The sequence below is a fragment of the Novilysobacter erysipheiresistens genome (genome assembly GCF_036663935.1).
In the GTDB taxonomy this organism is placed as follows: domain Bacteria; phylum Pseudomonadota; class Gammaproteobacteria; order Xanthomonadales; family Xanthomonadaceae; genus Novilysobacter; species Novilysobacter erysipheiresistens.
The window spans coordinates 43113-68245 of sequence record NZ_JAXGFP010000001.1 but is presented as its reverse complement, the minus strand read 5'-3'; the positions used below and the strand labels follow the sequence as shown (position 1 = coordinate 68245).

The following is a 25133-nucleotide window of genomic DNA, read 5'->3' as shown; positions in this document are numbered from 1 at the left end:
CCGGCCCGCACAGGAGTCTCGTCCCATGGACCGCAAACTGCTCGACCTGCTCGTCTGCCCCGCCAGCCGCCAATCGCTGGCCCTGCTCGACAGCCGCGGCCTGCAGGCGCTGAACCAGGCGATCGCGGCGGGCGGCGTGGTCCGCGACGACGGCAGCGCCCAGCCTGAGCCGCTGCGCGAGGCGCTGGTCACCCGCGACCGCAAGCGGGTCTATCGGATCGACGACGGCATTCCGGTGCTACTGGCCGAAGAGGCGATCGCGACTGCCCAGGTCGACGGGTTCCCGACCGCATGAGCGTCGAATTCGCCGCACCGCTGGACGCCGTCGCCGCCGATGTCGCCCGGGCGCTGGCCGAGGACCTCGGCGCCGGCGACGTCACCGCTGCGCTGCTTCCCGACATCGCCGACAGCGCCTACCTGCTGTGCAAGGAAGACGCGATCGTCTGCGGCCGGCCGTGGTTCGATGCCTGCCACCGCGCGCTCGATGCGGACGTGCGGATCGACTGGCGGGTAGAAGAAGGAGATCGCATCGCCGCCGGCACCGTGCTCGCTACGCTGCAGGGCCGTGCCAGAGCCCTGGTCGGCGCCGAGCGCAGTTCGCTGAACTTCATGCAGACCCTGTCGGCGACCGCCACCAATACCGCCGCCCACGTCGACGCCGTGCGCGGCAGCAAAGCGAAGATCCTCGACACCCGCAAGACCCTCCCCGGCCTGCGCCAGGCGCAGAAGTACGCGGTCCGCGTCGGCGGCGGGGTCAACCACCGGATGGGCCTGTTCGATGCGGTGATGCTGAAGGAGAACCACGTCCGCGCCGCCGGTTCGCTGACCGCCGCGATCGACGCCGCGCGTGCCGCCCAGCCGGACTTGCCGCTGATCGTCGAGGTCGAAACCCTCGACCAGTTGCGAGAGGCGCTCGAGGTCGGCTGCACCCGGATCCTGATCGACGACTTCGACGCCACCACCCGGCGCGAGGCGGTGGCGATCACCGCCGCCCATCCCCGCCCGGTTCCGCTGGAGGTTTCCGGTGGCGTCGACCTCGAGGGCCTGCGCGCGATCGCCGCCGACGGCGTCGACTGCATCTCGATTGGCGGGCTGACCAAGCACGTCCGCGCGATCGACCTGTCGCTCAAGCTCGGTCCTCCTCCCGAGGGGAATTGACCCGACCGCGGCGTCCTCAGTACAGGAACGCCAGCGCGACCAAGGCCACCAGCGACGAAGCCGCCAGGGCCGTCCACAACCACGGCGACCAGAGCTGCGAGAGCGCGCGAACCGGTCGGTGGCCGGGCGTCGCCGGGACCTGCACCGGCGTGGACCGGGCGCCGGTTTCGACGGTTGAACCGACCAGCTGGAAGCGCACGCTGTCGAAAACAACCTCGTCGCCGGGCCGGGCCACCCCGCGCAGGACCCGCGCGCCATTGATGAAGCAACCGTTGGTCGATCCCAGGTCCTCCAGTTGCACGCCTTCCGCGGTCGGGATCAGGCGCGCATGGCGGCGTGACAGGCCTTCGTCACGCAACAGCAGTTCGCACTCGCTCGCGCGCCCGACCGACATCGGCCCGAGCAGTGCAAAGCTGCGGCCGAACACACTGCCCGAGAGACCGCGCAGGACAAACTTCGGCAACACCGGGCGGACCGCAGTCGCCCCCGGGTCGTCGTTGGCCGCGCCCTGCGCGCAACCGGCCGCCAGCGCCCGGTGCCGCGCCGCGGCGTTCGGGTCGAGCGCCGCGAGTTGGGCCTGCACGCCGTCGAAGCACACGCGATCACCGGCGCGCAACGCAATCAGTCCATCGACCGCATGGCCGTTGACGGTCACCGCGATGCCGGCGGTGACCGACAGCATCACCGCCTGGTCGGTCACGTGCAGCTGGCAGTGCTGCGGGAGCACGCCGGGGCGGTCGAGGACGATGTTGGCGAGCGGATCGGAGCCGACCCGGTTGACGCCCTGGCCCAGCAGGACCTGCGGGTGTTCACCACCCGGAAAGACCAGTTTCATGTCGTTGCTCTCCCCCTGAGAAGCACGTCGGCGGCCCTTGCGGACGACGCGATACGCCGCCACATTTAGCCGATGCCGACTCTACTGATCGTGATGATTCTCGCTGCGACCGCGTTCGCATTCTGGAGCGCGGGCCGCGCCGCCGCCGAACAGGCCGTCAAGGTCGGTCGCGACGCCTGCCGTGCCGCCGGCGTGCAGTTGCTCGACGAGAGCGTGCATGCGATCCGGCTGCGGGTGTGCCGCCACGACAACGGCTGGCTCGGCTGGGAACGCACGTTCCGGTTCGACTATTCGAGCGATGGGCACGACCGCCGCAGCGGTCGGCTGGTCCTGCGAGACAGTCGGCTGGTGTCGTTCAGCGGCCCGGTCGCCGCGGCACCGTCGCAGTTGTAGGAGCGGCTTTAGCCGCGATCTGGAGTCGGCGCGAGCGAACGGTTTCAGATCGCGGCTGAAGCCGCTCCTACATCCGCCGGCTATTTGACCACGCGCAGGTGTGGACCGCGACGCGGTCGGTCGGAGCCATCGCCCGGATCGTCGTCGCCGTCGTCGCCCGAAGACAGATCGCCCTCGTCGCCCGACGCGCTCGGGACCGCGCTCAGCGTGGGGCGCGTGCTTTCGGTGCCGCCGTCGCTGACGTCCTGCGCGTCTTCGCCCTGGACCTCGTCGGGCAACGCCATGCCCTGCCCGGTTTCGCGCGCATAGATCGCCAGCACCGCGCCGACCGGCACCGACACCGTCTGACTGACCCCGCCAAAGCGGGCGCTGAAACGGATCAGTTCGTTGCTCATCTCCAATCCCGAGACTGCGCGATCGGCGATGTTGAGCACGACCCGGCCCTCCTTCACCGCACCTTTCGGCACCTGCACGTCCGCCCGAGTGGCATCGACCAGCAGGTGCGGGGTCATGCCGTTGTCGGCGATCCACTCGTACAGCGCCCGCAACAGGTACGGACGGTGGCTGGTCATCGGGGAGGCGTCATCGGTCATGCGTGCAGTCTAAGCAAATGAAAGCGCCGCACGCGAAGGCCCGTCGCAAACGGGCACACGCGATGCGGCGCGGTGGGTGCCGCGGTTCAGCCCGGCAGGTCGCGCAGGCGGCGCTCCTGCTCGGTCAGGCTGCGGGTGAAGCCGGGGTTGCGGAAGATGCGGTTGCCGTAGTCCTCGATCGCCTTGCCGTCCTTCGGCAACGGCACCCCCAGGGAGTCGAGACGCCAGACGATCGGCGCCATCGCGCAGTCGGCCAGGCTCATCTCGGTGTTGAGGAAGAACTTGAACGCCTTGAACAGCGGCACCGAGGCGGTCAGCAGTTCCTTCAGGCGCTTGCGGCCCGCATCGGCCTGCGCCTTGTTGCCCAGCTGGATCGCCTGCACCTGCGGCACCCAGTCGTGTTCCAGCCGCAGCATCGCCAGCCGCAGGCGCGCGCGGGACAGCGGGTCGACCGGCATCAGCGGCGGATGCGGGTAGCGTTCGTCGAGGTATTCGCTGACCACGCTGGCGGCGTACAGCACCAGGTCGCGCTCGACCAGGGTCGGCACCGAGTGGTACGGGTTGAGGTCGACCAGGTCTTCCGGCGGGTTCTGCGGGTCTACCGGAATCAGGTCGTAGGTAACACCCTTGGCCGCAAGCACCAGCCGCACCCGGTGGCACAGCACGCAATCGGTGGACGAGAACAGGGTAAGGGCATTACGCATACGGGGACTCGCTGCCATCATCGACCTCTCCAGCGACCGGATTCCGCCGGTCGCACGACGCCGCCCACCCAGTGCGGGCGGTCGTCACGGCCTTGAGTCGTCGGTCGCCCGCAGGGGCAACTACTTCACGTCGCGCCAGTACTCGGTCTTCACCAGGTAGAGCAGGAACGTGAGCAGGGCGAGGAACAGGACCACCCACACGCCCATGCTCTGGCGCTTGAGGGCAGCCGGCTCACCGGCGTACTCGAGGAATGCAGTGATGTCGCGCACGGCCTGGTCGAACTCGGCCGGCGCCATCGTGCCCGCGCGGGTGACTTCCAGGCCGACCACGGTCGGCTCGCCGGTCACGTCGGGCTCGCCATGGATGGCGTGCTGCAACCCCTGCAGCTCCCACAGCGGATTGGGCATCGAGGCATTCGGGAACAACTTGTTGTTCCAGCCCAGCGGGCGCGACTCATCCAGGTAGAACGACTTGAGGTAGGTGTAGACCCAGTCGCTGCCGCGCGAACGCGCAATCAGGCTCAGGTCCGGCGGCATCTTGCCGAACCACTCGGTGGCATGTTCCTCGGGCATCGCGACCAGCACGTGCTCGCCGAACTTGGCACCGGTGAGGTTGAGGTTCTCCATCACCTGCTCTTCGGTCAGGTCGAGGTCCTCGGCGATGCGCGAGTAACGCAGGTACTTGAGCGAGTGGCAGCCCGCGCAGTAGTTCATGTACAGCTGGGCACCGCGCTGCAGCGAGGCCTGGTTGCCGAGGTCGACGCCGGCCTGCTGCAGGTCGCCGGTGCTGGCGGCGAATGCCGACGCGGAGACCAGCAGTCCGGCAGCGAAGGCGGCGATCCTGGCGAGCATCTGCGGACGGCGGGCGGTAAGTGGCTTAGTCATGGTCATGCGTCGTCACCCGCTCCGGCACCGGCTTGGTCTTGTCGAGCTTGGTCCACAGCGGCATCGTGATAAAGAAAGCAAAGTAGAGGAAGGTCAGCACGCGGCCGATCTGGGTTTCGACCGGGTCGGTGCCCGGGCCGGCGCCGATCTTGCCGAGCCAGATGAAGGAGATCGCCAGCACCATCAGCGCGACCTTCGAGATCCAGCCGCGATAGCGCACCGACTTGACCTTGCTACGGTCCAGCCACGGCACCGCGAACAGGATCGCGATCGCGCCGAACATCACCATCACGCCGCCGAGCTTGTCGGGGATCACCCGCAACATCGCGTAGAACGGGGTGTAGTACCAGACCGGCTTGATGTGCTCCGGGGTCACCAGGCGGTTGGCCTCGACGAAGTTGTCGTGCTCGAGGAACCAGCCACCGAACGCCGGCGCGAAGAAGATGATGAACGCCGCGATCAGCAGGAAGAAGCCGACGAACACCAGGTCCTTGACCGTGTAGTACGGGTGGAACGGGATGCCATCGGCCGGCGCACTCGGCGACCAGCGGTTGCCCTTCGGTCCCTTCTTGATCTCCACGCCTTCCGGGTTGTTGGACCCGACCTCGTGCAGCGCACCCAGGTGCAGTACCACCAGCAACAGCAGCACCAGCGGCAGCGCGATCACGTGCAGGGCGAAGAAGCGGTTGAGGGTGGCGTCGCCGGGCAGGTAGTCGCCCATGATCCACTCGGTCAGGCCGTTGCCGATCACCGGGATCGCGCCGAACAGCGAGATGATCACCTTGGCGCCCCAGAACGACATCTGGCCCCACGGCAGCACGTAGCCCATGAAGGCCTCGGCCATCAGCACCAGGTAGATCACCATGCCGAGCAGCCAGACCAGCTCGCGCGGCTTCTGGTAGGAGCCGTACAGCAGTCCGCGGAACATGTGCAGGTAGACCACGATGAAGAACAGCGATGCGCCGGTGGAGTGCATGTAGCGGATCAGCCAGCCCCACTCCACGTCGCGCATGATGTACTCGACCGAGGCGAAGGCTTCCGCCGCGCTCGGCTTGAAGTGCATCGTCAGGAAGATGCCGGTGAAGATCTGGTTGACCAGGGCCACCAGCGACAGCACGCCGAACACGTACCAGATGTTGAAGTTCTTCGGCGCGTAGTACTCGGTCATGTGCTTGCGGTACATCGGCGCAAGCGCGGGTGCGCGGTCGTTGACCCAGTCCATCGCGCCGTTGGCGGCGCGGGTGAAGATGTTCGACATGGCTTACGCGGCTCCCTGGGACTGCGAGGGATCGACACCGATCACGATGGTGGTGTCGCTCTCATAGTGGTGCGGCGGCACCAGCAGGTTGATGGGTGCGGGCACGCCCTGGTACACGCGGCCGGACATGTCGAACTTCGACTTGTGGCAGGGGCAGAAGTAGCCGCCCTTCCAGTTGGGGTCGAACGGCTCGGGGCGGATCTCCGCCTTCATCTCCGGCGAGCAGCCCAGGTGGGTGCACAGTCCGACCAGCACCGAGATCTCGGGCTTGATCGAGCGGAACTGCGGCTCGCCTTCCATCACGTACTCGGGCTGCTGGTCCGGGGCTTCGGTCGAAAGCGGGTCGCGCAGCTGGTCCTTGAGCGTCGGCAGCGCCTGCAGGATCTCCTCGGTGCGACGCACGATCCAGATCGGCTGTCCGCGCCATTCCAGCACCAGGCGCTGGCCGGCCTCGAGCGTGCTGATGTCGGCGGAAATCGGCGCGCCAGCCAACTTGGCCCGCTCGCTCGGGTTCCACGACTTGATGAACGGCACGGCCACGAAACCGGCGCCGATCGCGCCGACCACGGCGGTGGTCGCGGTCAGGAAACGGCGGCGGCCGTGGTTGACGGGCTCGCCACCATGTCCGCTAACCTCGTTATGAGGATCTTTGACCCCTTGGTTTGCCATCCGGCGCTCCGCAAAAGCTTGAATATCGAAGTTTCACCGCACGACCGGCACCACTGGCGTCGGCTGGCGGCTCAAAAGACGGGGAAGTGTAACGGAACGGTTAACGACCCGACAATCCGGGACGCCGCCGCGGGCCGTGCGACGCCGCCTGCGGCAAACCGGAAACGCCTACCGCGCGGCGCGATAGCGCTCGGCCAGCACCCCGACGCGTTGCACGTAGCGCTGGGTTTCGCTGAAGGGCGGCACCCCGTTGTACTTGTCGACGTTGCCCTCGCCGGCGTTGTAGCCGGCCGCGGCGTAGGTCAGGTTGCCGTCGAACCGCTTCAGCAGCCATGCCAGGTACTCGACTCCGCCCTGGATGTTCTGCCCGGCATCGAAGGCGTTGTCGACCCCGAACCGGCGCGCGGTGGCGGGCATCAGCTGCATCAGGCCCTGCGCCCCGACTCGCGACAGCGCATTGGGGTTGAACGCCGACTCGGCGTGGATGATCGCCCGCACGATCGCCTCGTCGACGCCGTGCCTGGCGGCGGCCGACGCGATTTCATCGCGGTAGGCTTCCGTGTTGAGCCGGACGTTGGCGAAACTCACCCCCGGCCGGGCCGCGCAGGCATAGCAGGTCTCCAGGAAGCTGTACTTGATCGTCCGCACGGCGCTCGCGCGGGCCAAGCCTTTAGGGCGCTCGCTGGTGTAGTGGCGGACGCCGTCCTTGATGTAGGAATACACCTGCCCCTGCACCCGTCGCGATCCCTTGGAGCCGGGCTTGACCGAACTGACCGGGGCCGCGTTGGTCATGACCGTCACCGGCGCGGCGCTGGAGCCGGTGCTGATCGTGGCCGGCGAGCCCGCGGTGGGACTGGAGGGACTCGCATCACCCACCGCGGCCGAGGCCGGTGCGCGTTCCGCGGGAGGCGTGGACCGGCTGGCGGTGTAGCTGCTGACCGCGCTGCACTTGGCGCCGGGAATCCGCTTGCTGACGTAACTGCGGGCGCCGTCGGAACTGTCGCAGCGGTATATGGTGCCGGCCGCCACGGGCGTGGCGACCAGCAGGCACAGGAACCCCAGCAGTGCGATACCCCCCCTCATGCCCGCGAGTCTCTCCCTTCCTGTCGGCATTGCCAAGCCCCACGCTTCGAAAACGCGACGGCGGCCCGACTGCGGCCGATCCGCTAGACTAGCCGGTTCCCGCACATCTCCGGCGCGGATTAACCGCCGCCCTCCCCGGAACCGCCATGACCGACACCCTCGCCCCGTCCCCGGGAAAGCTGTTCATCCAGACCCACGGCTGCCAGATGAACGAATACGACTCGGCCAAGATGGCCGACGTGCTGGCCGCCTCGGACGGGCTGGAATTGACCACGAACGTCGAAGAAGCCGACGTGATCCTGGTCAATACCTGCTCGATCCGCGAAAAAGCGCAGGAGAAGGTATTCAGCCAACTGGGGCGCTGGAAGTCGTTGAAGGCCGGCGACAAACCGGTGCTGATTGGCGTCGGCGGCTGCGTGGCGAGCCAGGAAGGCGCGGCGATCGTCAAGCGAGCGCCGTATGTGGATCTGGTATTCGGCCCGCAGACCTTGCACCGGCTGCCCGAGCTGATCCGCGAGCGTCGCCAGTCCGGCCGGCCACAGGTCGACATCAGCTTCCCCGAGATCGAGAAGTTCGACCGCCTGCCCGAGCCGCGCGCCGAAGGGCCGAGCGCGTTCGTCTCGATCATGGAAGGCTGCAGCAAGTACTGCTCGTTCTGCGTGGTGCCCTACACCCGCGGCGAGGAGGTCAGCCGGCCGTTCGAGGATGTGCTGGTCGAGGTCGCGCAACTGGCGGCGCAGGGCGTGCGCGAGATCAACCTGCTCGGGCAGAACGTCAATGCCTATCGCGGGCCGTACGGTGACAGCGACATGGCCGACCTCGGCCTGCTGATCCGCACCATCGCCGAGATCGACGGCATCGACCGGATCCGCTTCACCACCTCGCACCCGCTGGAGTTCTCCGACTCGCTGGTGGAGGCCTACCGCGACGTGCCGCAACTGGCCAACTACCTGCACCTGCCCGTGCAATCGGGCTCCGACCGCGTGCTGAGCGCGATGAAGCGCGGCTACACCGCGCTGGAGTTCAAGCAGAAGATCCGCAAGCTGCGCAGCGTCCGGCCGGACATCGCGATCTCGTCGGACTTCATCGTCGGCTTCCCCGGCGAGACCGACGCGGATTTCGAGAAGACCATGAAGCTGATCGAGGACGTGGGTTTCGACCAGTCGTTCTCGTTCATCTACTCGCGGCGCCCCGGCACGCCGGCGGCCGACCTCGACGACGCCACCAGCGATACCGACAAGCACGCGCGGCTGTCGCGGCTGCAGGCGGCGATCAACGACAACGCCGCCCGGATCAGCGCGGCGATGGTCGGCAGCGTGCAGCGGGTGCTGGTGGAGCGGCCGTCGAAGCGCGACGCCAGCGAGTTGACCGGCAAGACCGAGAACATGCGCTCGGTGAACTTCCCCGGGCATCCGCGGTTGATCGGCCAGTTCGTCGACGTCGTCATTACCGAGGCGATGAGCAACTCGTTGCGCGGGCGGATTGCGGTCGACGGTTGATCCCTGCCCGACTGGACTTCGTGCGGTTGTAGGAGCGGCTTCAGCCGCGATCTGGAATCGGCGCGGGCGAACGGTTCCAGATCGCGGCTGAAGCCGCTCCGACAAGAGCCCCGGTCAGTTCAATCCATCCGACCGAAACGCCCGCTGTTGAAGTCGGCGACCGCCTGGGCGATCTCGGCCTGGCTGTTCATCACGAACGGGCCATAGCCCACCACCGGCTCGTCGATCGGCTCGCCGGCCAGCAGCAGCAACTTGGCGTCGCTGTTGGCCTCGATGCCCACACCGGTGCCCTCGGTCGACAACGTCACCATCTGCTTCTCGCGCAGCACCGCCTCGCCGTTGACCTGCACGGTGCCGGCCAGCACCACGACCTGCACGGTCCAGCCCTCGGCCTGCGGCAGTTGCACGGTCTTGCCGGCGTCCAGCCGCACATCCCAGACGTTCATCGGCGAGAACGTGTGGGCCGGGCCGTCATGGCCGTCGAAGCTGCCGGCGATCACCCGCACGCGACCGGCGTCGTCCGGCAGCGGTACCGACGGGATCTGCGCGTCGGTGATGCCCTGGTAGCCGGGCGCGGCCATCTTGTCCCTGGCCGGCAGGTTGACCCACAGCTGCACCATCTCGAACGGGCCGCCGCGTTTGGCGAACCCGCTGGAATGGAACTCCTCGTGCAGGATGCCGGCGCCGGCGGTCATCCACTGCACGTCGCCGGCGCCGATCACGCCGCCTTTTCCGGTGGAATCGCGATGCTCGACCTCGCCGTCGTAGACGATCGTGACGGTCTCGAAGCCGCGGTGCGGGTGCTGGCCGACGCCGCGGCGCTGCGTGGTCGGCTCGAACCGGGTCGGTGCGGCGTAGTCGAGCAGCAGGAACGGGCTGCGCTGCGGCACGTCCGCGCCGCTGTAGCCGAACAGGCCGTGCACCGGGAAGCCGTCGCCGACCCAGTGGCGGTCGGGAGCGCTGCGGGTGTCGAGGATCTTCTTCATGTGTTTGCTCCAACGCGAAAGCCGGATCGCGTCCGGTTGCCTGCCGATTTGAGGCCGCAGCCGGCGGTTGGTAGCGCGGACAGTGCGCCACATCGTTCCGTCCAGGAAACGATACGCCTGCCGGCGGTCAGTCGAGGCGCTTGCGGAATCCCGTGATCGCCACCGTCATCATCACCACGGTGAACGCCACCAACGCCAACACGTCCGGCCACAGCTCCCAAAGCCCCGCACCGCGCAGCATCACCCCGCGGATCAGGCGCAGGAAGTGGGTCAGCGGCAGCACCTCGGCCAGCCACTGCACCACCGTCGGCATGCCGGCGAACGGGAACATGAAGCCCGACAGCAGGATCGACGGCAGGAACACGAAGAAGGTCATCTGCATCGCCTGGAACTGAGACTGCGCCCGGGTCGAGATCAGCAGGCCGAGGGTCAGGTTGGCGAGGATCAGCAGCACCGAGGCGAGGTAGACGTCGAGCAGGCTGCCCTGCACCGGCACCCGGAACAGCCACATGCCGAGCGCCAGCACCACGGTGGTCTGGACCAGGCCGATCACCGCGTACGGCAGCACCTTGCCGACCATGAGCTCGCTGCGGCTCAGCGGGGTCGCGATCAGCAACTCCATGTTGCCGCGCTCGCGCTCGCGGACGATGGCGACACCGGTGAACAGCACCATCGTCATGGTCAGGATCACCCCGATCAGGCCGGGCACGATGTTGACCGCGGAGCGGCGCTCGGGGTTGTAAAAGCTGACCACGCTGATCTGGCCGCCCGCGCCGTTGACCTGACCGCCGGCGTCGGGCGGCTGCGCAAGCCGCGGACGCGGATCGCCGATCGGCATCCGCGCCAGCTGGATCGCCGCGCTCTGCACCACCGTATCGCTGCCGTCGACCAGCACCTGCACCGCTTCGCGGCCATCGAGCCGGCGGCGCTCGAAGTCGGCCGGGATCACCACGCCGACGCTGATCTCGCCGCCCCGCAGCGCCTCCATCAACTGTCGCGGGGTGCCCGCCTCCGCGACCGGTTCGATCACCCCGGTCGCCAGCATGTCCATCACCAGCGCGCGAGAGCCGGCGGTGCGGGCCTGGTCGGCGATCGCGGCGTCCAGGCCGCGCAGGTTGAGGTTGATCGCATAGCCGAACAACACCAGTTGCATCACCGGGATGCCGATGATCATCGCCAGGGTGATGCGGTCGCGACGCATCTGCCGCAGCTCCTTGAGCACGATCGCCCAGAGCCGGCGCCAGTTCATGCCGCGCGCTCCGGCCGGGCGTCGACCGCGTCGTTGCCGCGGGTGGCGGCGACGAACACGTCCTCCAGGTTGGGTGAGACCGCTTCGACGTCCGCCTCCAGCCCGGCGTCGGCAAGCGCGTCGCGCACCCGCCCGGCGATCTCGCCGTCGCGTTCGGCCAGCACCCGCAGGCTGTTGCCGATCTGGGCGACACTGAGGATCTCCGGCACGTCGACCAAAACGGCGTGGGCCTGGCGCGGACGCGCGGCGCGGACCTCGACCGTGCGGCCGTCGAGTTGGCCGGTCAGTTCGTCCGGGGTGCCGTCGGCGACGCGTGCGCCGCGGTCGAGGATCAACAACCGATGGCAGCGCTCGGCCTCGTCCATGTAGTGGGTCGAGACCAGCAAGGTGGTACCGGCGTCGGCCAGCTCGAACAACTTCTCCCAGAAGTCGCGGCGCGACTCGGGGTCGACCGCGCTGGTCGGTTCGTCGAGGAACAGCAGCTCCGGTTGATGGATCACCGCGCCGGCCAGCGCGAGGCGTTGCTTCTGGCCGCCGCTCATGGTGCCGGCCAGTTGTTTCTGTCGGTCGCCGAACTGGTACTGCTCGATCAACTCGCCAACCCGCGCGGCGGTCCTGGCCTTGGGCACGCCCTGCACCGCGGCGAGGAATTCGAGGTTCTCGCGCACGCTGAGGTCGGCGAACAGCGAAAATTTCTGGGTCATGTAGCCGATCCGCCGACGTACCTCCTCGGCCTGCGCGGGCACCTTGAGCCCGAGTACCTCGATCTCGCCGGCGCTTGGCGTCAGAAGCCCGCACAGCATGCGGATGGTGGTCGACTTGCCCGAGCCGTTCGGACCGAGGAAACCGTAGACGCAGGCCTTGGGCACGACCAGGTCGACATGGTCGACCGCGGTGAGGTCGCCGAAACGCTTGGTCAGGCCGCAGGCCTGTATAGCCGGGGCGGCGGTATCCATCACCGCACGTCGAACTCGACCCGGACCGGCAGTCCCGCCGGCAGTCCGCTGGCGTCCTCGCCGGTCAGCTCGACCTCGGCGAGATAGCTGAGGCGCGCCGCGTCCTCGCCGACCAGCGCGTAATAGGGGGTGAAGCTGGGCTCGCTGCGGATCATGCGGACGCGGCCCTGCAACGCCTGTTCGCGGCCATCGACGAACACCTTCGCCGCATCGCCCACCTGCACGCCGGCGCGGATCGGTTCGGGGACGTAGACCCGTGCGTGCGGGGCATCGCCGACCAGCAGGATCGCCAGTGGCGCACCGACCGGTGCCTGGTCGCCCAGTTCGTACGGCAGCGCGTCGACGCGGCCGGCGCGCGGCGCGACCACGTCGAGCTTGTCCAGCACCACTTCATGCGCGGCGGCCTGCGCCTGCGCGGCGCGCAATGCGGCTTCGCCCTGCTCGACCTGTTCGCTGCGCGTGCCGTGCTCCAACTCGTCCAGCGTGGCACGGGCGGCGCGGACCTGCGCACCGGCGTCGGCGGCCACCGCGCGGGCGCGGTCGACGTCGGCGGCGGCGACCAGTTGGCGCTCGCCCAGCGGCTGCAGGCGTGCGTAATAGGCGCCGGCCTCACGGGCCCGGGCCTGCGCCGCCGTCAGCCGGGCACGGGCCGCGGCGATAGCTTCCTCGCGCGGCCCGGCTTCCAGTTCCTGCAACGCGCTGCGGCGACCCTCGGCCTGCGCCTGCAACGCGCGGGTGCTGGGGCCGAGAGTGTCGTCATCCAGCCGCAGCAGCAACTGCCCGGCCTTGACCGCCTCGCCCTCGCGAACCTCGATTGCGACGATCCGCTCGGCCGCCGGCGCGGGCAGGCTTATGCGCTCGTACTCCAGCGTGCCCAGCGCCTGTGGCGCCTCCGCCGCACACGCGGACAACGCGAGCACCAGCAATCCGCATGCGCCGTATCGCCACGATTCCATCCTCATCATCCGCACTCCAGTCCGCGGTCGAGCAGTACCAGCGTGTGCCGGCGCAGCGCTTCATAGTCGAGGTCCGAGGCATCGAACATGCGTTGCCAGATCGGTGCGCCGGCCGCCGGGAACAGGGTCAGGCCGATCAGCGAGACCATCAGCAGGCGCGGATCGAGGTCGGGATTGAGCCGGCCCCGTGCCTGCGCGTCGGCGAACCTGCCGACCATCATTTGCGGCAACTGCGGCGCAATCCTCTCGACCAGCAGGTCGCGCAACGCACCGCCCTCGCATAGCACCTCGCGCACCCACAGCGACGGCAGCCACGGATGCGCGCCGACGATGCGGCCGATGCCCTGGACGAAGCCGGCGACCAGGCCGGCGACATCGTCGCCATGTGCCAGCAGCGGCTCGCGCAATTGCGCGAACACCGGCATCACCCGTTCGTCGATCACGGTCTGCTGCAGTTGCGCGCGATCGCCGAAGTAGTAGTGCAACAACGCCGGATTGGCGCCGGCCTCGGCCGCGATCGCCCGCAACGAGGTCGCGGCGATGCCATGGCGGGAAAAGCAGGCGACCGCGGCGTCGAGCAGGCGTTCGCGCAAGTCCTCGCCGGTGGCGGCGGGCCGGCCGCGCGCGCGCGCGGGTTTTGCCGGAAGCACTCACATTGGCGGAAGTCACCCGCGTGTCGGTGGTTGCCGAGGGTTTGCTTCGACGCGTCATGCAGCAATATTAATTCTTTGATTAATTTAAATGCAACCCATCGGAATCCGCTTTGCAGCTCAGTCCGCCTTGCCCGATGGACTACGCTTTCGGCGGTATCTCACCGGAGCGACTCCATGCCAACACCGCCCGACACCCAGCTCCGCCGCTGCGCGCTGGGCCTGTGGTTCTGCGCGATTTCCGCCCTGGGCCTGCTGCAGTTCCACGCGCGCGGGTTCGAGGACGGCCACTTCGCGCCGACGGCGGTCGCGTGGATCTGGCTGGGCGGCAGCGTCGTGCTCGCTGGCCTCGGCCTGGCCCTGCTGGTCCGCGCCTTGCGTCGCTGATGCGGGAAACAACGACGCCGGCGCGGGGCCGGCGTCGTGTCGATCATTCGATCAGCAATCGAATTTTCACAACGGGACGACGCTGACGTCGTCGACCTGCAGGTCCACCCCTGCACCCGGTCCCATCACGTGCAGGGAAGCCGAGTACAGGCTGCCGACCGGATCGATCTGGAATTTGCCCGACAGCGCCGTCCAGTCGCTGTCGTTCGCTGCGACCCACGCCACCCGCTGCCAGTAACGGCCGCTGTCGTCGTGGATCAACAGCCATAGCGCGGTCGGGTCGTTGCGACCGGCAACCTTGACCTGCGCGCCGGCGAGGTACTGGCGGCCCGGCTCGATCCCGACCAGCTCCTGGCTGACGCCGTCGTACCAGGCGCTGCGGCCGGCCAGTTGCAGGCTTCGGCTGCTGTCGAAGCCGTCGGTCACCACGCCGAGTTGGCCGCCGAATGTCGTGGCCCAGGAAGCCGCGGTGCCGCCCTCGAAATCGCCGTTGCGGATCAGGTTGCCCGGATCCTCCCCGCCACCGTCGTCGACCGGGGCGACGCTGACGCTGTCGGCGTAAAAATTCACGCCCGCGGCCGGTCCGTACACCAGCAACCGCACCGTGCTGCCCGCCGCGACCTGGTGGTTGAACTCGCCGCGGATCTCGGTCCATCGATCGGTCACGCCGAACCGGCCGAGGTCGACATAGCTCTGCCCGCCGTTGACTTCCAGCACCACCCGCGCGGTGTCGCTGGACTTGCCTTGCAGGCGCATCCACAGGCCGAACGTGTAGTCGGTACCGGCCCGCAACTTGCCGGTGATGTCCTGGGCGAACCCGGCGGCGTAGGAACCGCGGTTGGACACCGCGACGCCCTGCTTGCCACCGTGACGGCGCACGCCGCTCAGCGACGGGTTGCCGCCGTGCGCCCCACTCCAGCCATCGAGGCTGCCCTCGAAGCTAGGGTTGGCGACCACGTTGCTGCCTTGCGGCGGCACCGGCAGTTCGGGGTCCGGAGCCGGATCCGGATCCGGGTCGGTGCGGGAGGGCCGGTAATCCGGGTACTGGTCGGCCATCAGTCCCAGCGAACGTGCCGCATCGGCGGTGGACGCATTGCCGCAGGCGCTGCCGTTGCAGGTCTGGCGCGGGTTGGAGAAGCGGTAGACGTAGTTGGTGTTGAACAGGTAGGCATAGGCCATCAGCGTGGCGAACGAGTAGTCCACCCCGTAACCCATGCCGTAGGCGTGGTGGCCGCCGGAGGTATCGCCTTGGCGACGGCTGTGCATCATGCCGAAGTTGTGGCCCAGCTCGTGGGTGAAGGTGAGGTAGCCGCAGTCGATCGCCGAGCTGCTGTACGCCATCGACTTGGAGTAGTCGGTGATGACCCCGCCGCTGCTCTGGCCGAGCCAGCCGACGCCGCACAGGCCGCCCGGCGACATGTTCAACAGGCCGACGAAATCGGCTCCGTGGTCGTCGCGCAGGGCGTGGATCGCACCGTCGTAATAAGTGATCTGGTTGAGTGCGGTGTTGCCGGTGTAGGTGTAATCCGGGTGACTGCTCTGGACGCTGTGGACCAGGCGCAGGCGGATGTCGACATCACTGGTCTCATACGCCTGGTTGGACTGGGCGATGTACTGGTTGAGGCGGGTTTCGATGTCGCCGCCGTACTCGGCCGCCTGCGGCGTGTAGACGTACATGATGTCGACGACGTTCTCGGCCGCGGCCTGGCTGGCGAGCACGGTGCCGGCCATCGCCAGTGCCAATGCTTGGAGGCGACGTTTTCGGATTCGGGGGGAGACTTCCATATCGGCTGATCCTTCGTTCGGAGGGATGAGTGGCCGGCCACTCGGCCGGCACGGGGGATGCCGCCGGCAAATCGCCGACCGCGGGACACAGGCGATCCGCACGGGCATCGACGGATGCCCGCGCCAGGTACGCAATGCTTACGGCTGGCCGGGGACGCCCGGCGCGTCGTCGGGATCGGGGACCATCACGTCGGGCCGATCGAAATCCTGGTGACTGCGCAACGTGTTGATGTTGGCGATCCACCCCAGCCGCCCTTCGGCTTCCACCGCGTAGGTCCCGCTGCGGGTGCTGATGCTGCCGAAGCTGGAATCGCGACCCTGGGTAAACACCACCGGCAACACTTCGCCGGCGGCGTCCTGCACGTGGCCGATCCACGACTTGTCGCCGTTGGGATGCACCTGGATCGCGTCGATGTCGACGGTGTGCGGCTTGCCGTCGTCGGGGGTGCGCAGGGTCAGGGTCGAACCGGGCTGGAGGACGGCCAGCGCGCGGCGGTTGAACTCGACGTAAGTACGGTCGTCAACGCCGAACGGCAGCTTGTCGGCGAAATGCGCCCTCGCCTGCGGATCGGGGGCATACAGGGTTTCGATCGGCAAGCCGGTGGCGTATTCGGGAGGATCGACCGGATCGACCGGCGGCAGGCCGGCTGGAATCGGAGGCGCATCGGCGCGCGGACGCCGACGGCCTGCGTCGACCCAGGCGGCATTGCCGGCACCGGCCGCACGGGAATTGGCATCAACCGCGTCGGCATGGCTGTCTGCGGCAAGGACGGCGTCACGATCCCGCGCGGGCGCGGCCCAGAACAGCAAACCGGTGGCGGCGATGGCGACGGCCACGACGATGAGGGCGCCATTGCGCCGACGCTTGTGCTTCATGCAGGTCCCGCTCCTTGAATCCGAATCCGTGGACAGCGTGCAACTCCGGCTGCAATTCTAAACGCCACAACAGGCAAAGTGGCGTGACCCGCAGCGCGATATCGCCACACTCCGGCGTAGGGTCCGGCCAGCGGTTCAACCCGTCAGGGGCGCCGGTACACGGCCTCGCCATCGACATAGGTCGCGAGCACGTCGAGCTCGTCCAGTTGCGCCGGATCGATCGCCAGCGGATCCTGCCCGAGCACGACGAAATCGGCGCGCCGGCCGACCGCGAGACGACCGGTTTCATCCTCGGCGAACCCGGCCCAGGCCGCGTCGCTGGTGAAACCGCGCAGCGCCTCCCAGGCGGTGAGTTTTTCCTGCGGCATCCAGCCACCGGCCGGCATGCCCTGCGCATCGGTGCGGGTCGCGGCGGCGTACAGGCCCAGCCGCGGATCGACCGACTCAACCGGGAAGTCCGAGCCCAGCGACAGCCGCCCGCCGGCGTCGCGCAACTTGCGCCAGGCATACGCCCACTGGATGCGTTCGGAACCGACCCGGTCGGCCGCCCACGGCATGTCGGAGGTGGCGTGGGTCGGCTGCATCGAGGCGATCACGCCGAGCTCGGCGAACCGCGGGATGTCGGCTTCGGTCAGGATCTGCGCGTGCTCGATGCGCCAGCGATGGTCGCTGCCGCGGTCGTCGCCGAGGACCTGCTCGTAGGCGTCGAGCACGACCTGGTTGCCGCGATCACCGATCGCGTGGGTCGCGACCTGTACACCGCAATCCTTTGCGCGCGCGGCGGCATCGACCATCTGCTTCGGCGACATCAACAACAGGCCACGATTGCCGGCGTCGTCGCTGTAGTCCTCGATCATCGCCGCGCCGCGGCTGCCGAGCGCACCGTCGATGTACAGCTTGACCGTGCGCATCTGCAGGCGGCCGCCCGGGTGCGCGTACACGCCGTTCTCACACAGCCATGCCAGCGCCTCGCTGTCGCCATCGGCCATCGCATAGACGCGCAATGGCATCTCGCCGCGATCGGCCAGCGCCTGGTAGCCGCGCAACTGCTGCAGCGATACGCCGGCGTCGTGCACGCCGGTGAGTCCATGCTCGACCGCCGCCTGCATGCCCAAGGCAAGCGCCCGCTGCGCGGTGGCGGCGTCCATCGGCGGCATCGCCGCGTCGACCAGCGCCATCGCGCCATCGACGAAGATGCCGGTCGCCCGGCCCTGCGCATCACGCACGATGCGGCCGCCGTCGGGTTGCCAGTCGCCCTGCGTCAATCTGGCACGCGTGTCCTGGTCGATGGCCTCCATCGCCGCAGTGTTGGCCCAGCCGGCGTGGCCGTCGATGCGGGTCAGCCAGACCGGACGGTCGGGGAACGCGACGTCGAGATCGGCGGCGGTCGGGAACGTACGTTCCGGCCAGTCGTTCTGGTCCCAGCCGCGACCCAGCAACCAGGCGCCTTCCGGCAAGTCGGCGGCGAACGCGCGCAGCCGCGCCAGCACCTCGTCCTTGCTGGTGGCGCCCACCAGGTCGGCGCGCATCTGGGTGAGTCCGAGCCCGGCGACATGGCCGTGGGCATCGATCAGCCCGGGCACCACCGTGGCATCGCCCACATCCAGCGGCTGCGCATCGGGATACTTCGCGAACAGGGTTTCGCGTTCGCCGAGCGCGAGGATGCGACCGTCGGCGTCGAACGCCATCGCCTCGGCCTGCGGCTGTGAGGCGTCCATCGTGTGGATGCGGCCGGCGCTCAGCACCGTCACCTCGGCCGCAAGTGCCGGCATCGCCATCGCCAGCAATGTCGAGGCGACCATCAAGCCCAGCATCGCGCGCATCGTCCTGCCTGTCTTCCGCATGTTGCGTCCCCACCTAGTGATGTCGCTGCACTTTGCGAAAAACCCCGGGCAGGCGCAAGCTGGCGTGCCCATCGAAGCTCCCGCCTCGCGATGCCTTCACGCACGACTTCGGAATTCACCCTCGACCCACCCGACGCCGAACGCCTGGCCAACCTCAATGGCCCGTTCGACGGCCACCTGCGCATGATCGAGCTGCGCACCGGGGTCGAGGTCTCCAGCCGCGGCAACATCTACCGCCTGACCGGCCCCAAGGCGATGGTCGCGACGACCGAGAAGCTGTTGCGCGGGCTGTGGACCGACGCGATCGACCAGACCCTCGACGAACCGGCAATCCACCTCGCCCTGACCGAGGTCGACGCGCAGCAGATGGTCAATGACGACATCGAGCCGCAGGAAGTCACGATCCGGGTCAAGCGCGGCACCATCCGCGGCCGCGGCGCCAACCAGGCGAAGTACCTGCATGCGATCGCCACCCACGACATCAACTTCGGCATCGGCCCGGCCGGCACCGGCAAGACCTTCCTCGCGGTCGCCAGCGCGGTCGAGGCGCTCAACGAGTCGCGGGTGCAGCGGCTGGTGCTGGTGCGCCCGGCGGTCGAGGCCGGCGAGAAGCTCGGCTTCCTGCCCGGCGACCTGACCCAGAAAGTCGATCCCTACCTGCGCCCGCTGTACGACGCCCTGTACGAGATGCTCGGGGTCGAAAAGGTGGTCAAGCTGCTGGAGAAGAACGTCATCGAGATCGCGCCGCTGGCCTACATGCGCGGACGCACGCTTAACGATGCGTATGTGATCCTCGACGAAGCGCAGAACACCACGATCGAGCAGATGAAGATGTTCCTGACCCGGATCGGCTACGGCAGCACTGCGGTGGTCACCGGCGACCTTACCCAGATCGACCTGCCCAAGCACCAGAAGTCGGGCCTGCGCGATGCGCTGGACGTGCTGCGCGAGGTCAACGGCATCTCGTTCACCTTCTTCGAGGCGCGCGACGTGGTGCGCCATCCGCTGGTCGCCCGCATCGTCACCGCTTACGACGCCCGCGACGCCCAGGACCGCGAGACCGGCCCCGCCAGCTGAGCGCACGCCCGTCCGCCAGGAACACCTCATGACCCACGGCCCGACCGTCCTCGATGTCTCCATCAGCTACGGCGTGCCGCGCGCCGGCATCCCGGCCGCGGTCAGCTTCCGCCGCTGGGTCGGCGCCGCGCTCGATGGCCGGATCCGCCAGGCCGACCTCGCGATCCGCCTGGTCGACGCCAAGGAAGGCCGCGCCATGAACCGCCACTACCGCGGCAAGGACTACGCCACCAACGTGCTGAGCTTCCCCGCCGAGTTGCCGGAAGGCTTGAAACTGCCGCTGCTCGGCGACCTGGTGATCTGCGCCCCGGTGGTCGCCCGCGAGGCCCGCGAACAGGGCAAGCCGCTGAACGACCATTACGCCCACCTGACCGTCCACGGCGCCCTGCACCTGCTCGGCTGGGACCACGAGGACGAGCGCGAGGCCGAGTGCATGGAGCAGCTGGAGCGCGAGATCCTCGCCGGCCTCGGCATCGCCGACCCCTATCTCGCCGTCGATTGAGCCGGGCCGATCCGGTCACGGCGATGCGCTAAACTCGCCCCGACGCTCATCCCCCGGGCGTATTTGACGAATGCACTCCATGTCCGAGGACGACAGTAGTACCCACGCCCACGATTCCGTGATCGACGCGCCCGAGCGGGCCCACGACAAGCGCCGCTCCTGGCTGGACCGGATCAGCTCGGCATTGTCCGGCGAGCCCACCACCCGCGAGGACTTGGTCGAGCTGTTGCGCGATGCGCAGGCCGACGGCCTGATCGCGGCCGACACCCTGACCATGATGGAAGGCGCGATCGCGGTCTCCGACCTGGTGGTCGGCGACGTCATGATCCCGCGTTCGCAGATGGTCGTGCTGCCGGCCGAGGCGCGGCTGCTGGACCTGATGAAGATGGTGGTCGAGTCGGGTCACTCGCGCTTCCCGGTGCATGGCGACGACAAGGACGAAATCCTCGGCATCCTGCTGGCCAAGGACCTGCTGCGCGGCGTGGTCGCCGACAACGGCCCGCCGAGCGTCCATGCGCTGCTGCGCCCGGCGGTGCTGATCCCCGAATCCAAGCGGCTGGACGTGTTGCTGCGCGAGTTCCGGCAGTCGCGCAACCACATGGCGATCGTGATCGACGAGCACGGCGGCGTCGCCGGCCTGCTCACCATCGAGGACGTGCTGGAGCAGATCGTCGGCGAGATCGACGACGAGCACGACGACGCCGAGGACCCCAATGCACTGATCGCGGCGCAGGCCGACGGCCAGTTCGTGGTCGACGCGCTGACCCCGATCGAGGACTTCAACGAACGCTTCGGCGCCGCCTTCGACGAGGACGAGTACGACACCATCGGCGGCCTGGTGACCGCCGCGATCGGCCACCTGCCCGAGGCCGGCGAGGAGCTGACCCTGGACCGCTTCGTGTTCCGGGTTTCCGGTGCCGACGCGCGACGGGTACACGCCTTCCACGTGAGCGTGCTGGGTGGCGACTGAGGTTGGCGGCCGCGGGGGCGCGGCCGTAGCGGTGTCCGGATGGTCGGCAGGAGTGCTGTCGACGCGAGTGCTGCTGGTGCAGGCCCTGCTGTGGCTGGCACTGCTGCTGCCCGTCAGCGGCCATGCCGGTACCGTCGATCCGGCTGCCAGCGCCCCACCCGTCCCGCGGATCGGCGTGGTCACCATGCAACCCGGCGAGATCTTCTGGGAGCGCTTCGGCCATAACGCGCTGGTGGTGATCGACCCCGCGACCGGCCGTGCGACCTCGTACAACTTCGGTTTCTTCGACCTCGCTGAGCCCGATTTCGTCGCCAACTTCATCCGCGGCGACATGAGCTACCGGCTGGTCGCGCTGCCGTTCCACGAGGACATGGCGATCTACCGCCAGGAAGGCCGTGGGGTCAGCATCCAGTGGCTCGATCTCGCGCCCGCCGATGCAAAAGCGTTGGCCGATGCACTGGCGGTCAATGCGCGGCCGGAGAATGCGCGTTACGGCTACGACTACTTCCTCGACAATTGCTCGACCCGGGTCCGCGACGCGATCGACGGCGCGCTCGATGGTGTCCTGGAACGGCACATGGCGACGCCCTCCGAAGGCAGCACCTACCGCACGGAAGCGTTGCGGCTGGCCTCGCCGGCGCCGCTGATGTGGCTGGGCTTCGACATCGGCCTCGGGCCAAGCGCGGACCGGCCGTTGTCGCGCTGGGAAGAGGCGTTCGTGCCGATGCGCCTGGCCGACGCCCTGCGCGAAGTCAGGCTGGCCGATGGCCGCCCGCTGGTCAGCGAGGAATACGAGATCCTGCCGCACCGGATCGCCCCCGAGCCGCAGGGCTCGACGAGGCGTTGGAAATGGTGGGCTCTGGCCGGCCTGGTGATTGCCGGTGTCACGGTCTGGCTCGGACGACGCCGACCGCGGGTGCTGGCCGCGCTCGCGCTGTCCGGCTGGACGCTGGCCGGCGCCGTCGGTGCGCTGTTCCTGTTCATCTGGTTCGGCACCGCGCACCGTTTCGGCTGGGTCAACCACAACCTGCTGCTGTTCAACCCGCTGTGCTGGTCGCTGCTGCCGGGTGCCTGGCAGCTGTTGCGCGGCCGGATACCGCGCCGCTGGTTCCGCCGCATGCTGTGGATAGTGGCGGCCTGCCCGCTGGTCGCACTGCTGGTGTATTGGGTGAGCGCGCTGCCGCAACGGCACCTGCACTGGATCGTGCTGCTGTTGCCGGTGCATGCGGCGCTGGCGTGGACGTGGGGACGCCGGTCGAGAACACGGCTGTAGGAGCGATGTAAGTCGCGACCTACTGACCCAGCAACAACGCCGCGATCAACGCGTGGTCCCCGCTTGCGATTTCGGATCCCACTGCGTGGAGACGAGCAAACGCCTGCCAGTGGGTCGCGACTTACGTCGCTGCTACAGAAACCATGATGCTTGCCCGGGACCGGCGCAGTGGGCACGATGCCGCTCATGACCACTTCCGCGCCACCCGCCTGCGTCGTCAACTGCGCCGCCTACGACCGCACCGGCAAGCGCCGCGACATCAGCCTCGATGCGATCAGCGACGTGCTTGCAATCGACGACGGCAGTTTCGTCTGGGTCGGGCTGCACGAGCCCGACGATGCCCTGCTCGACAAGTTGCAGGAAGAGTTCGGCCTGCACGACCTCGCAATCGAGGACGCGCGCAACGCCCACCAGCGCCCGAAGATCGAAACCTACGGCCAGTCGCTGTTCATCGCCATCCACACCGCCCAGAATGTCGATAGCCACATCCGCTTCGGCGAGACCCACCTGTTCGTCGGCCCGCGTTACCTGGTCACGGTGCGCCACGGCGCCTCCACCAGCTACGCCGCCGCGCGGGCGCGGATGGAGCGCGAACCGGAGCTGCTGCAGCACGGTTCCGACGCCGCCCTTTACGCGGTGCTGGACATGGTGGTCGACGGGTTCGGGCCGATCGTCGACGAATTCAGCCACGCCCTCAACGCGCTGGAGCAGGACATCTTCGCCGAGGACTTCCGCAAGCACACCGTACACAAGCTCTACGACCTCAAGCGCGAGCTGACCCGGCTGCGGATGGCGGTGGCGCCGATGCAGGACATCCTCGGCCACCTGGCACGCCCGCGCGGCAGCCTGATCGGCGAGGAGATCCAGCTGTACTTCCGCGATGTCCACGACCACGCGGTGCGGATCAACGAGGCCACCGACACCCTGCGCGAGATGCTGACCGCCGCGGTCAGCGTCAACCTGGCGCTGGTCACGGTTCGTCAAGGCGAGACGGTGAAGCGATTGGGAGCCTGGGCGGCGCTGCTGGCGGCGCCGACGCTGATCGCCAGTTGGTACGGGATGAACTTCGTGCACATGCCGGAACTGGCCGGGCGCTGGAGCTACGCGGTTCTGATCGGCGTGGTCGCGGTGACTTGCGCGGTGCTGTACCGAATGTTCAAGCGGGCGCGCTGGTTGTAGGAGCGGCTTTAGCCGCGATCGGGAAATCGGGTCGAGCGACCGGCTTCAGATCGCGGCTAAAGCCGCTCCTACAGTTGCACGGCGACAGACCGGGCTCAAGTCGCCAACTCTTGCAGGATCAGCCCGAGCAGGTACGCCGCGCCGGTGCCGGTCGCATAGCCCAGCGTCCCCAGCAGCGCGCCAACCGGCGCCAGCGACGGGTGGAACGCCGAGGCGACCACCGGCGCCGAGGCCGGCCCGCCGATGTTGCTCATCGAGCCGATGGTGAAATAGAAGAACGGCACGTGCAGCAGCTTGCCGACCATCCACAGCAGCACGATGTGGATCGCGATCCAGACGATGCCGAGCAGGAACAGCAGCGGCCGGTCGAACAGGTCGAGGATGTCCATCTGCATGCCGATCGCGGCGATGAGGAAGTACAGGAACAGGGTGCCGACGGTCGATGCACCAGCACCCTCGAGGTTGCGCGCGCGGGTGAAGCTCAGGCCCAGGCCAATCGCCGTGCACAGCACCACGATCCACACGAACGGTTCGTGCATGCTGACCTGCTCGGCCCACGACACGTTGGCGTCGAACCACGCCGCCAGCGGCCCGGCGATCGCATGCGCCAGGCCGACGGTGCCGATCGCGATGCCGACGATCATCATCAGGTCGGCCAGGCTCGGGATCCGGCCGTGCTCGGCCTTGAACGCGGCCATGCGCTGCTTGAGGTCATCGATCGCGGAGGTATCGGCGCCGCTGCGGGTATCGATCGCCTGCGCGCGCCCGGCCAGGAAGATCAGCACCGCCATCCACGCGTAGCCGACGCCGACATCGACCACCGCGAACTGGCCGAACGTGGTCGGATCGACCTCGAAGATCTCCGCCATCGCCATCATGTTGGCGCCGCCGCCGATCCAGCTGCCGGCCAGCGCGGTCATGCCGCGCCAGGTGTCGCCGCCCATCGCCTCGGGGAACACCACGCGCATCGCCAGGAATGCGGCAACCGCGCCGATCATCACCGAGATCGACGCCGCCGCGTACATCGCCAGCAGCTTTGGCCCCAGCCGCAGGATCGCCTTCATGTCGATCGACAGCGTCAGCAGCACCAGCGCCGCCGGCAGCAGCACGCGGCTGGCGACCGGGTTGTAGAGGCTGGTGTTGGCGCCGTCGATCAGGCCGACGGTGTTGTAGACGCCCGGCAGCAGGTAGCACAGCAGCAACGCCGGCACCACGTTGTAGAACTTCTGCCAGCCCGGCCGGGTGGAGGTCCAGAACACCACGCCCAGGGTGCCCGCGATCAGGCCGAGGATGACGATGTCGTTGGTGATCAGGGCACTCGGTGCGGCTGGGGTCATGCGGGAACTCCGTGGGTCGATCGGGACCG

General features: G+C 68.3%; 26 protein-coding genes. 10 read left to right on the top strand and 16 right to left on the bottom strand.

Going from position 1 to position 25133, the window contains the following annotated elements; all coding sequences use genetic code 11:
- The first annotated feature begins 25 nt into the window (after nt 1-25).
- Together SNE34_RS00315 and nadC are read left to right on the top strand one after the other, a co-directional pair.
- Nucleotides 26-295, top strand: a complete 270-nt coding sequence (locus SNE34_RS00315) for a Trm112 family protein (protein WP_332613652.1) — start codon at nt 26-28, stop codon at nt 293-295.
- Nucleotides 292-1158 (top strand): carboxylating nicotinate-nucleotide diphosphorylase, encoded by an 867-nt coding sequence (gene nadC, locus SNE34_RS00310; protein ID WP_332613651.1) that lies wholly within the window; start codon nt 292-294, stop codon nt 1156-1158. The genes SNE34_RS00315 and nadC overlap by 4 nt, the downstream gene beginning before the upstream one ends.
- Nucleotides 1159-1174: 16 nt before the next feature.
- On the opposite strand, the gene SNE34_RS00305 is transcribed toward nadC, so the two are convergent.
- On the bottom strand, nt 1175-1993 hold the full coding sequence (locus SNE34_RS00305; protein ID WP_332613650.1) for an FHA domain-containing protein: 819 nt from the start codon (nt 1991-1993) through the stop codon (nt 1175-1177).
- 72 nt (nt 1994-2065) lie between these two features.
- Here SNE34_RS00305 and SNE34_RS00300 point away from each other — a divergent pair, with 72 nt between their 5' ends.
- Nucleotides 2066-2386 (top strand): DUF3301 domain-containing protein, encoded by a 321-nt coding sequence (locus SNE34_RS00300; protein WP_332613649.1) that lies wholly within the window; start codon nt 2066-2068, stop codon nt 2384-2386.
- 80 nt (nt 2387-2466) lie between these two features.
- On the opposite strand, the gene SNE34_RS00295 is transcribed toward SNE34_RS00300, so the two are convergent.
- The 6 genes from SNE34_RS00295 to SNE34_RS00270 form a co-directional block, all read right to left on the bottom strand.
- Nucleotides 2467-2979, bottom strand: a complete 513-nt coding sequence (locus tag SNE34_RS00295; protein ID WP_425604417.1) for a ClpXP protease specificity-enhancing factor — start codon at nt 2977-2979, stop codon at nt 2467-2469.
- An 86-nt stretch (nt 2980-3065) separates the two neighbouring features.
- A complete protein-coding gene (locus tag SNE34_RS00290) occupies nt 3066-3701 on the bottom strand; it encodes a glutathione S-transferase N-terminal domain-containing protein (protein WP_332613648.1) in 636 nt (211 codons plus the stop codon).
- Nucleotides 3702-3803: 102 nt separating this feature from the next.
- Nucleotides 3804-4535: a cytochrome c1 gene (locus tag SNE34_RS00285; protein ID WP_332614580.1), complete on the bottom strand. Its 732-nt coding sequence runs from the start codon at nt 4533-4535 to the stop codon at nt 3804-3806.
- Nucleotides 4536-4560: 25 nt separating this feature from the next.
- Nucleotides 4561-5826 carry a cytochrome b gene (locus SNE34_RS00280; RefSeq protein WP_332613646.1) on the bottom strand — a complete coding sequence of 422 codons (1266 nt, stop codon included), beginning with the start codon at nt 5824-5826 and terminating at the stop codon, nt 4561-4563.
- A gap of 3 nt (nt 5827-5829) precedes the next feature.
- Nucleotides 5830-6495, bottom strand: a complete 666-nt coding sequence (gene petA / locus SNE34_RS00275) for a ubiquinol-cytochrome c reductase iron-sulfur subunit (protein ID WP_332613645.1) — start codon at nt 6493-6495, stop codon at nt 5830-5832.
- Nucleotides 6496-6663: 168 nt separating this feature from the next.
- Nucleotides 6664-7578 (bottom strand): transglycosylase SLT domain-containing protein, encoded by a 915-nt coding sequence (locus SNE34_RS00270; protein ID WP_332613644.1) that lies wholly within the window; start codon nt 7576-7578, stop codon nt 6664-6666.
- Nucleotides 7579-7724: 146 nt separating this feature from the next.
- Here SNE34_RS00270 and miaB point away from each other — a divergent pair, with 146 nt between their 5' ends.
- Nucleotides 7725-9077, top strand: coding sequence for a tRNA (N6-isopentenyl adenosine(37)-C2)-methylthiotransferase MiaB (miaB, locus tag SNE34_RS00265; RefSeq protein WP_332613643.1), 1353 nt, complete (start codon nt 7725-7727; stop codon nt 9075-9077).
- Between the two features lie 119 nt (nt 9078-9196).
- Here miaB and SNE34_RS00260 read toward each other — a convergent pair whose 3' ends face one another.
- The 5 genes from SNE34_RS00260 to SNE34_RS00240 form a co-directional block, all read right to left on the bottom strand.
- On the bottom strand, nt 9197-10063 hold the full coding sequence (locus SNE34_RS00260) for a pirin family protein (protein WP_332613642.1): 867 nt from the start codon (nt 10061-10063) through the stop codon (nt 9197-9199).
- 127 nt (nt 10064-10190) lie between these two features.
- Entirely contained in the window at nt 10191-11312 is a 1122-nt protein-coding gene (locus tag SNE34_RS00255; protein WP_332613641.1) for an ABC transporter permease, read from the bottom strand.
- The gene (locus SNE34_RS00250; protein WP_332614577.1) at nt 11309-12247 is read right to left on the bottom strand and encodes an ABC transporter ATP-binding protein; all 939 of its coding nucleotides are present in this window, start codon (nt 12245-12247) and stop codon (nt 11309-11311) included. The genes SNE34_RS00255 and SNE34_RS00250 overlap by 4 nt, the downstream gene beginning before the upstream one ends.
- Nucleotides 12248-12267: 20 nt before the next feature.
- Complete coding sequence (locus SNE34_RS00245; RefSeq protein WP_332613640.1) at nt 12268-13224, bottom strand: HlyD family secretion protein; 957 nt, start codon at nt 13222-13224, stop codon at nt 12268-12270.
- A 5-nt stretch (nt 13225-13229) separates the two neighbouring features.
- Entirely contained in the window at nt 13230-13874 is a 645-nt protein-coding gene (locus SNE34_RS00240) for a TetR/AcrR family transcriptional regulator (protein ID WP_332613639.1), read from the bottom strand.
- A 177-nt stretch (nt 13875-14051) separates the two neighbouring features.
- On the opposite strand from SNE34_RS00240, the gene SNE34_RS00235 reads away from it, so the two are divergent.
- Nucleotides 14052-14261: a hypothetical protein gene (locus tag SNE34_RS00235; protein ID WP_332613638.1), complete on the top strand. Its 210-nt coding sequence runs from the start codon at nt 14052-14054 to the stop codon at nt 14259-14261.
- Nucleotides 14262-14327: 66 nt separating this feature from the next.
- Here SNE34_RS00235 and SNE34_RS00230 read toward each other — a convergent pair whose 3' ends face one another.
- The 3 genes from SNE34_RS00230 to SNE34_RS00220 form a co-directional block, all read right to left on the bottom strand.
- Nucleotides 14328-16004 (bottom strand): carbohydrate binding domain-containing protein, encoded by a 1677-nt coding sequence (locus SNE34_RS00230; RefSeq protein WP_332613637.1) that lies wholly within the window; start codon nt 16002-16004, stop codon nt 14328-14330.
- Nucleotides 16005-16184: 180 nt separating this feature from the next.
- Entirely contained in the window at nt 16185-16922 is a 738-nt protein-coding gene (locus SNE34_RS00225; protein ID WP_332613636.1) for a hypothetical protein, read from the bottom strand.
- Between the two features lie 143 nt (nt 16923-17065).
- Nucleotides 17066-18745: an amidohydrolase gene (locus SNE34_RS00220; RefSeq protein ID WP_332613635.1), complete on the bottom strand. Its 1680-nt coding sequence runs from the start codon at nt 18743-18745 to the stop codon at nt 17066-17068.
- Nucleotides 18746-18856: 111 nt separating this feature from the next.
- Between SNE34_RS00220 and SNE34_RS00215 the strand changes: the two genes are divergently transcribed.
- The 5 genes from SNE34_RS00215 (at nt 18857) to SNE34_RS00195 (ending at nt 23767) form a co-directional block, all read left to right on the top strand.
- The gene (locus tag SNE34_RS00215; protein WP_332613634.1) at nt 18857-19843 is read left to right on the top strand and encodes a PhoH family protein; all 987 of its coding nucleotides are present in this window, start codon (nt 18857-18859) and stop codon (nt 19841-19843) included.
- 28 nt (nt 19844-19871) lie between these two features.
- Nucleotides 19872-20345, top strand: coding sequence for an rRNA maturation RNase YbeY (gene ybeY / locus SNE34_RS00210; protein ID WP_332613633.1), 474 nt, complete (start codon nt 19872-19874; stop codon nt 20343-20345).
- 79 nt (nt 20346-20424) lie between these two features.
- Nucleotides 20425-21315, top strand: coding sequence for a CorC family transporter (locus SNE34_RS00205; RefSeq protein WP_332613632.1), 891 nt, complete (start codon nt 20425-20427; stop codon nt 21313-21315).
- 52 nt (nt 21316-21367) lie between these two features.
- A complete protein-coding gene (locus SNE34_RS00200; protein ID WP_425604416.1) occupies nt 21368-22588 on the top strand; it encodes a lipoprotein N-acyltransferase Lnb domain-containing protein in 1221 nt (406 codons plus the stop codon).
- A 177-nt stretch (nt 22589-22765) separates the two neighbouring features.
- Entirely contained in the window at nt 22766-23767 is a 1002-nt protein-coding gene (locus SNE34_RS00195; protein WP_332613631.1) for a magnesium and cobalt transport protein CorA, read from the top strand.
- Between the two features lie 95 nt (nt 23768-23862).
- Here SNE34_RS00195 and SNE34_RS00190 read toward each other — a convergent pair whose 3' ends face one another.
- Nucleotides 23863-25104, bottom strand: coding sequence for a DUF819 family protein (locus tag SNE34_RS00190; protein ID WP_332613630.1), 1242 nt, complete (start codon nt 25102-25104; stop codon nt 23863-23865).
- Between the last annotated feature and the right edge of the window lie 29 nt (nt 25105-25133).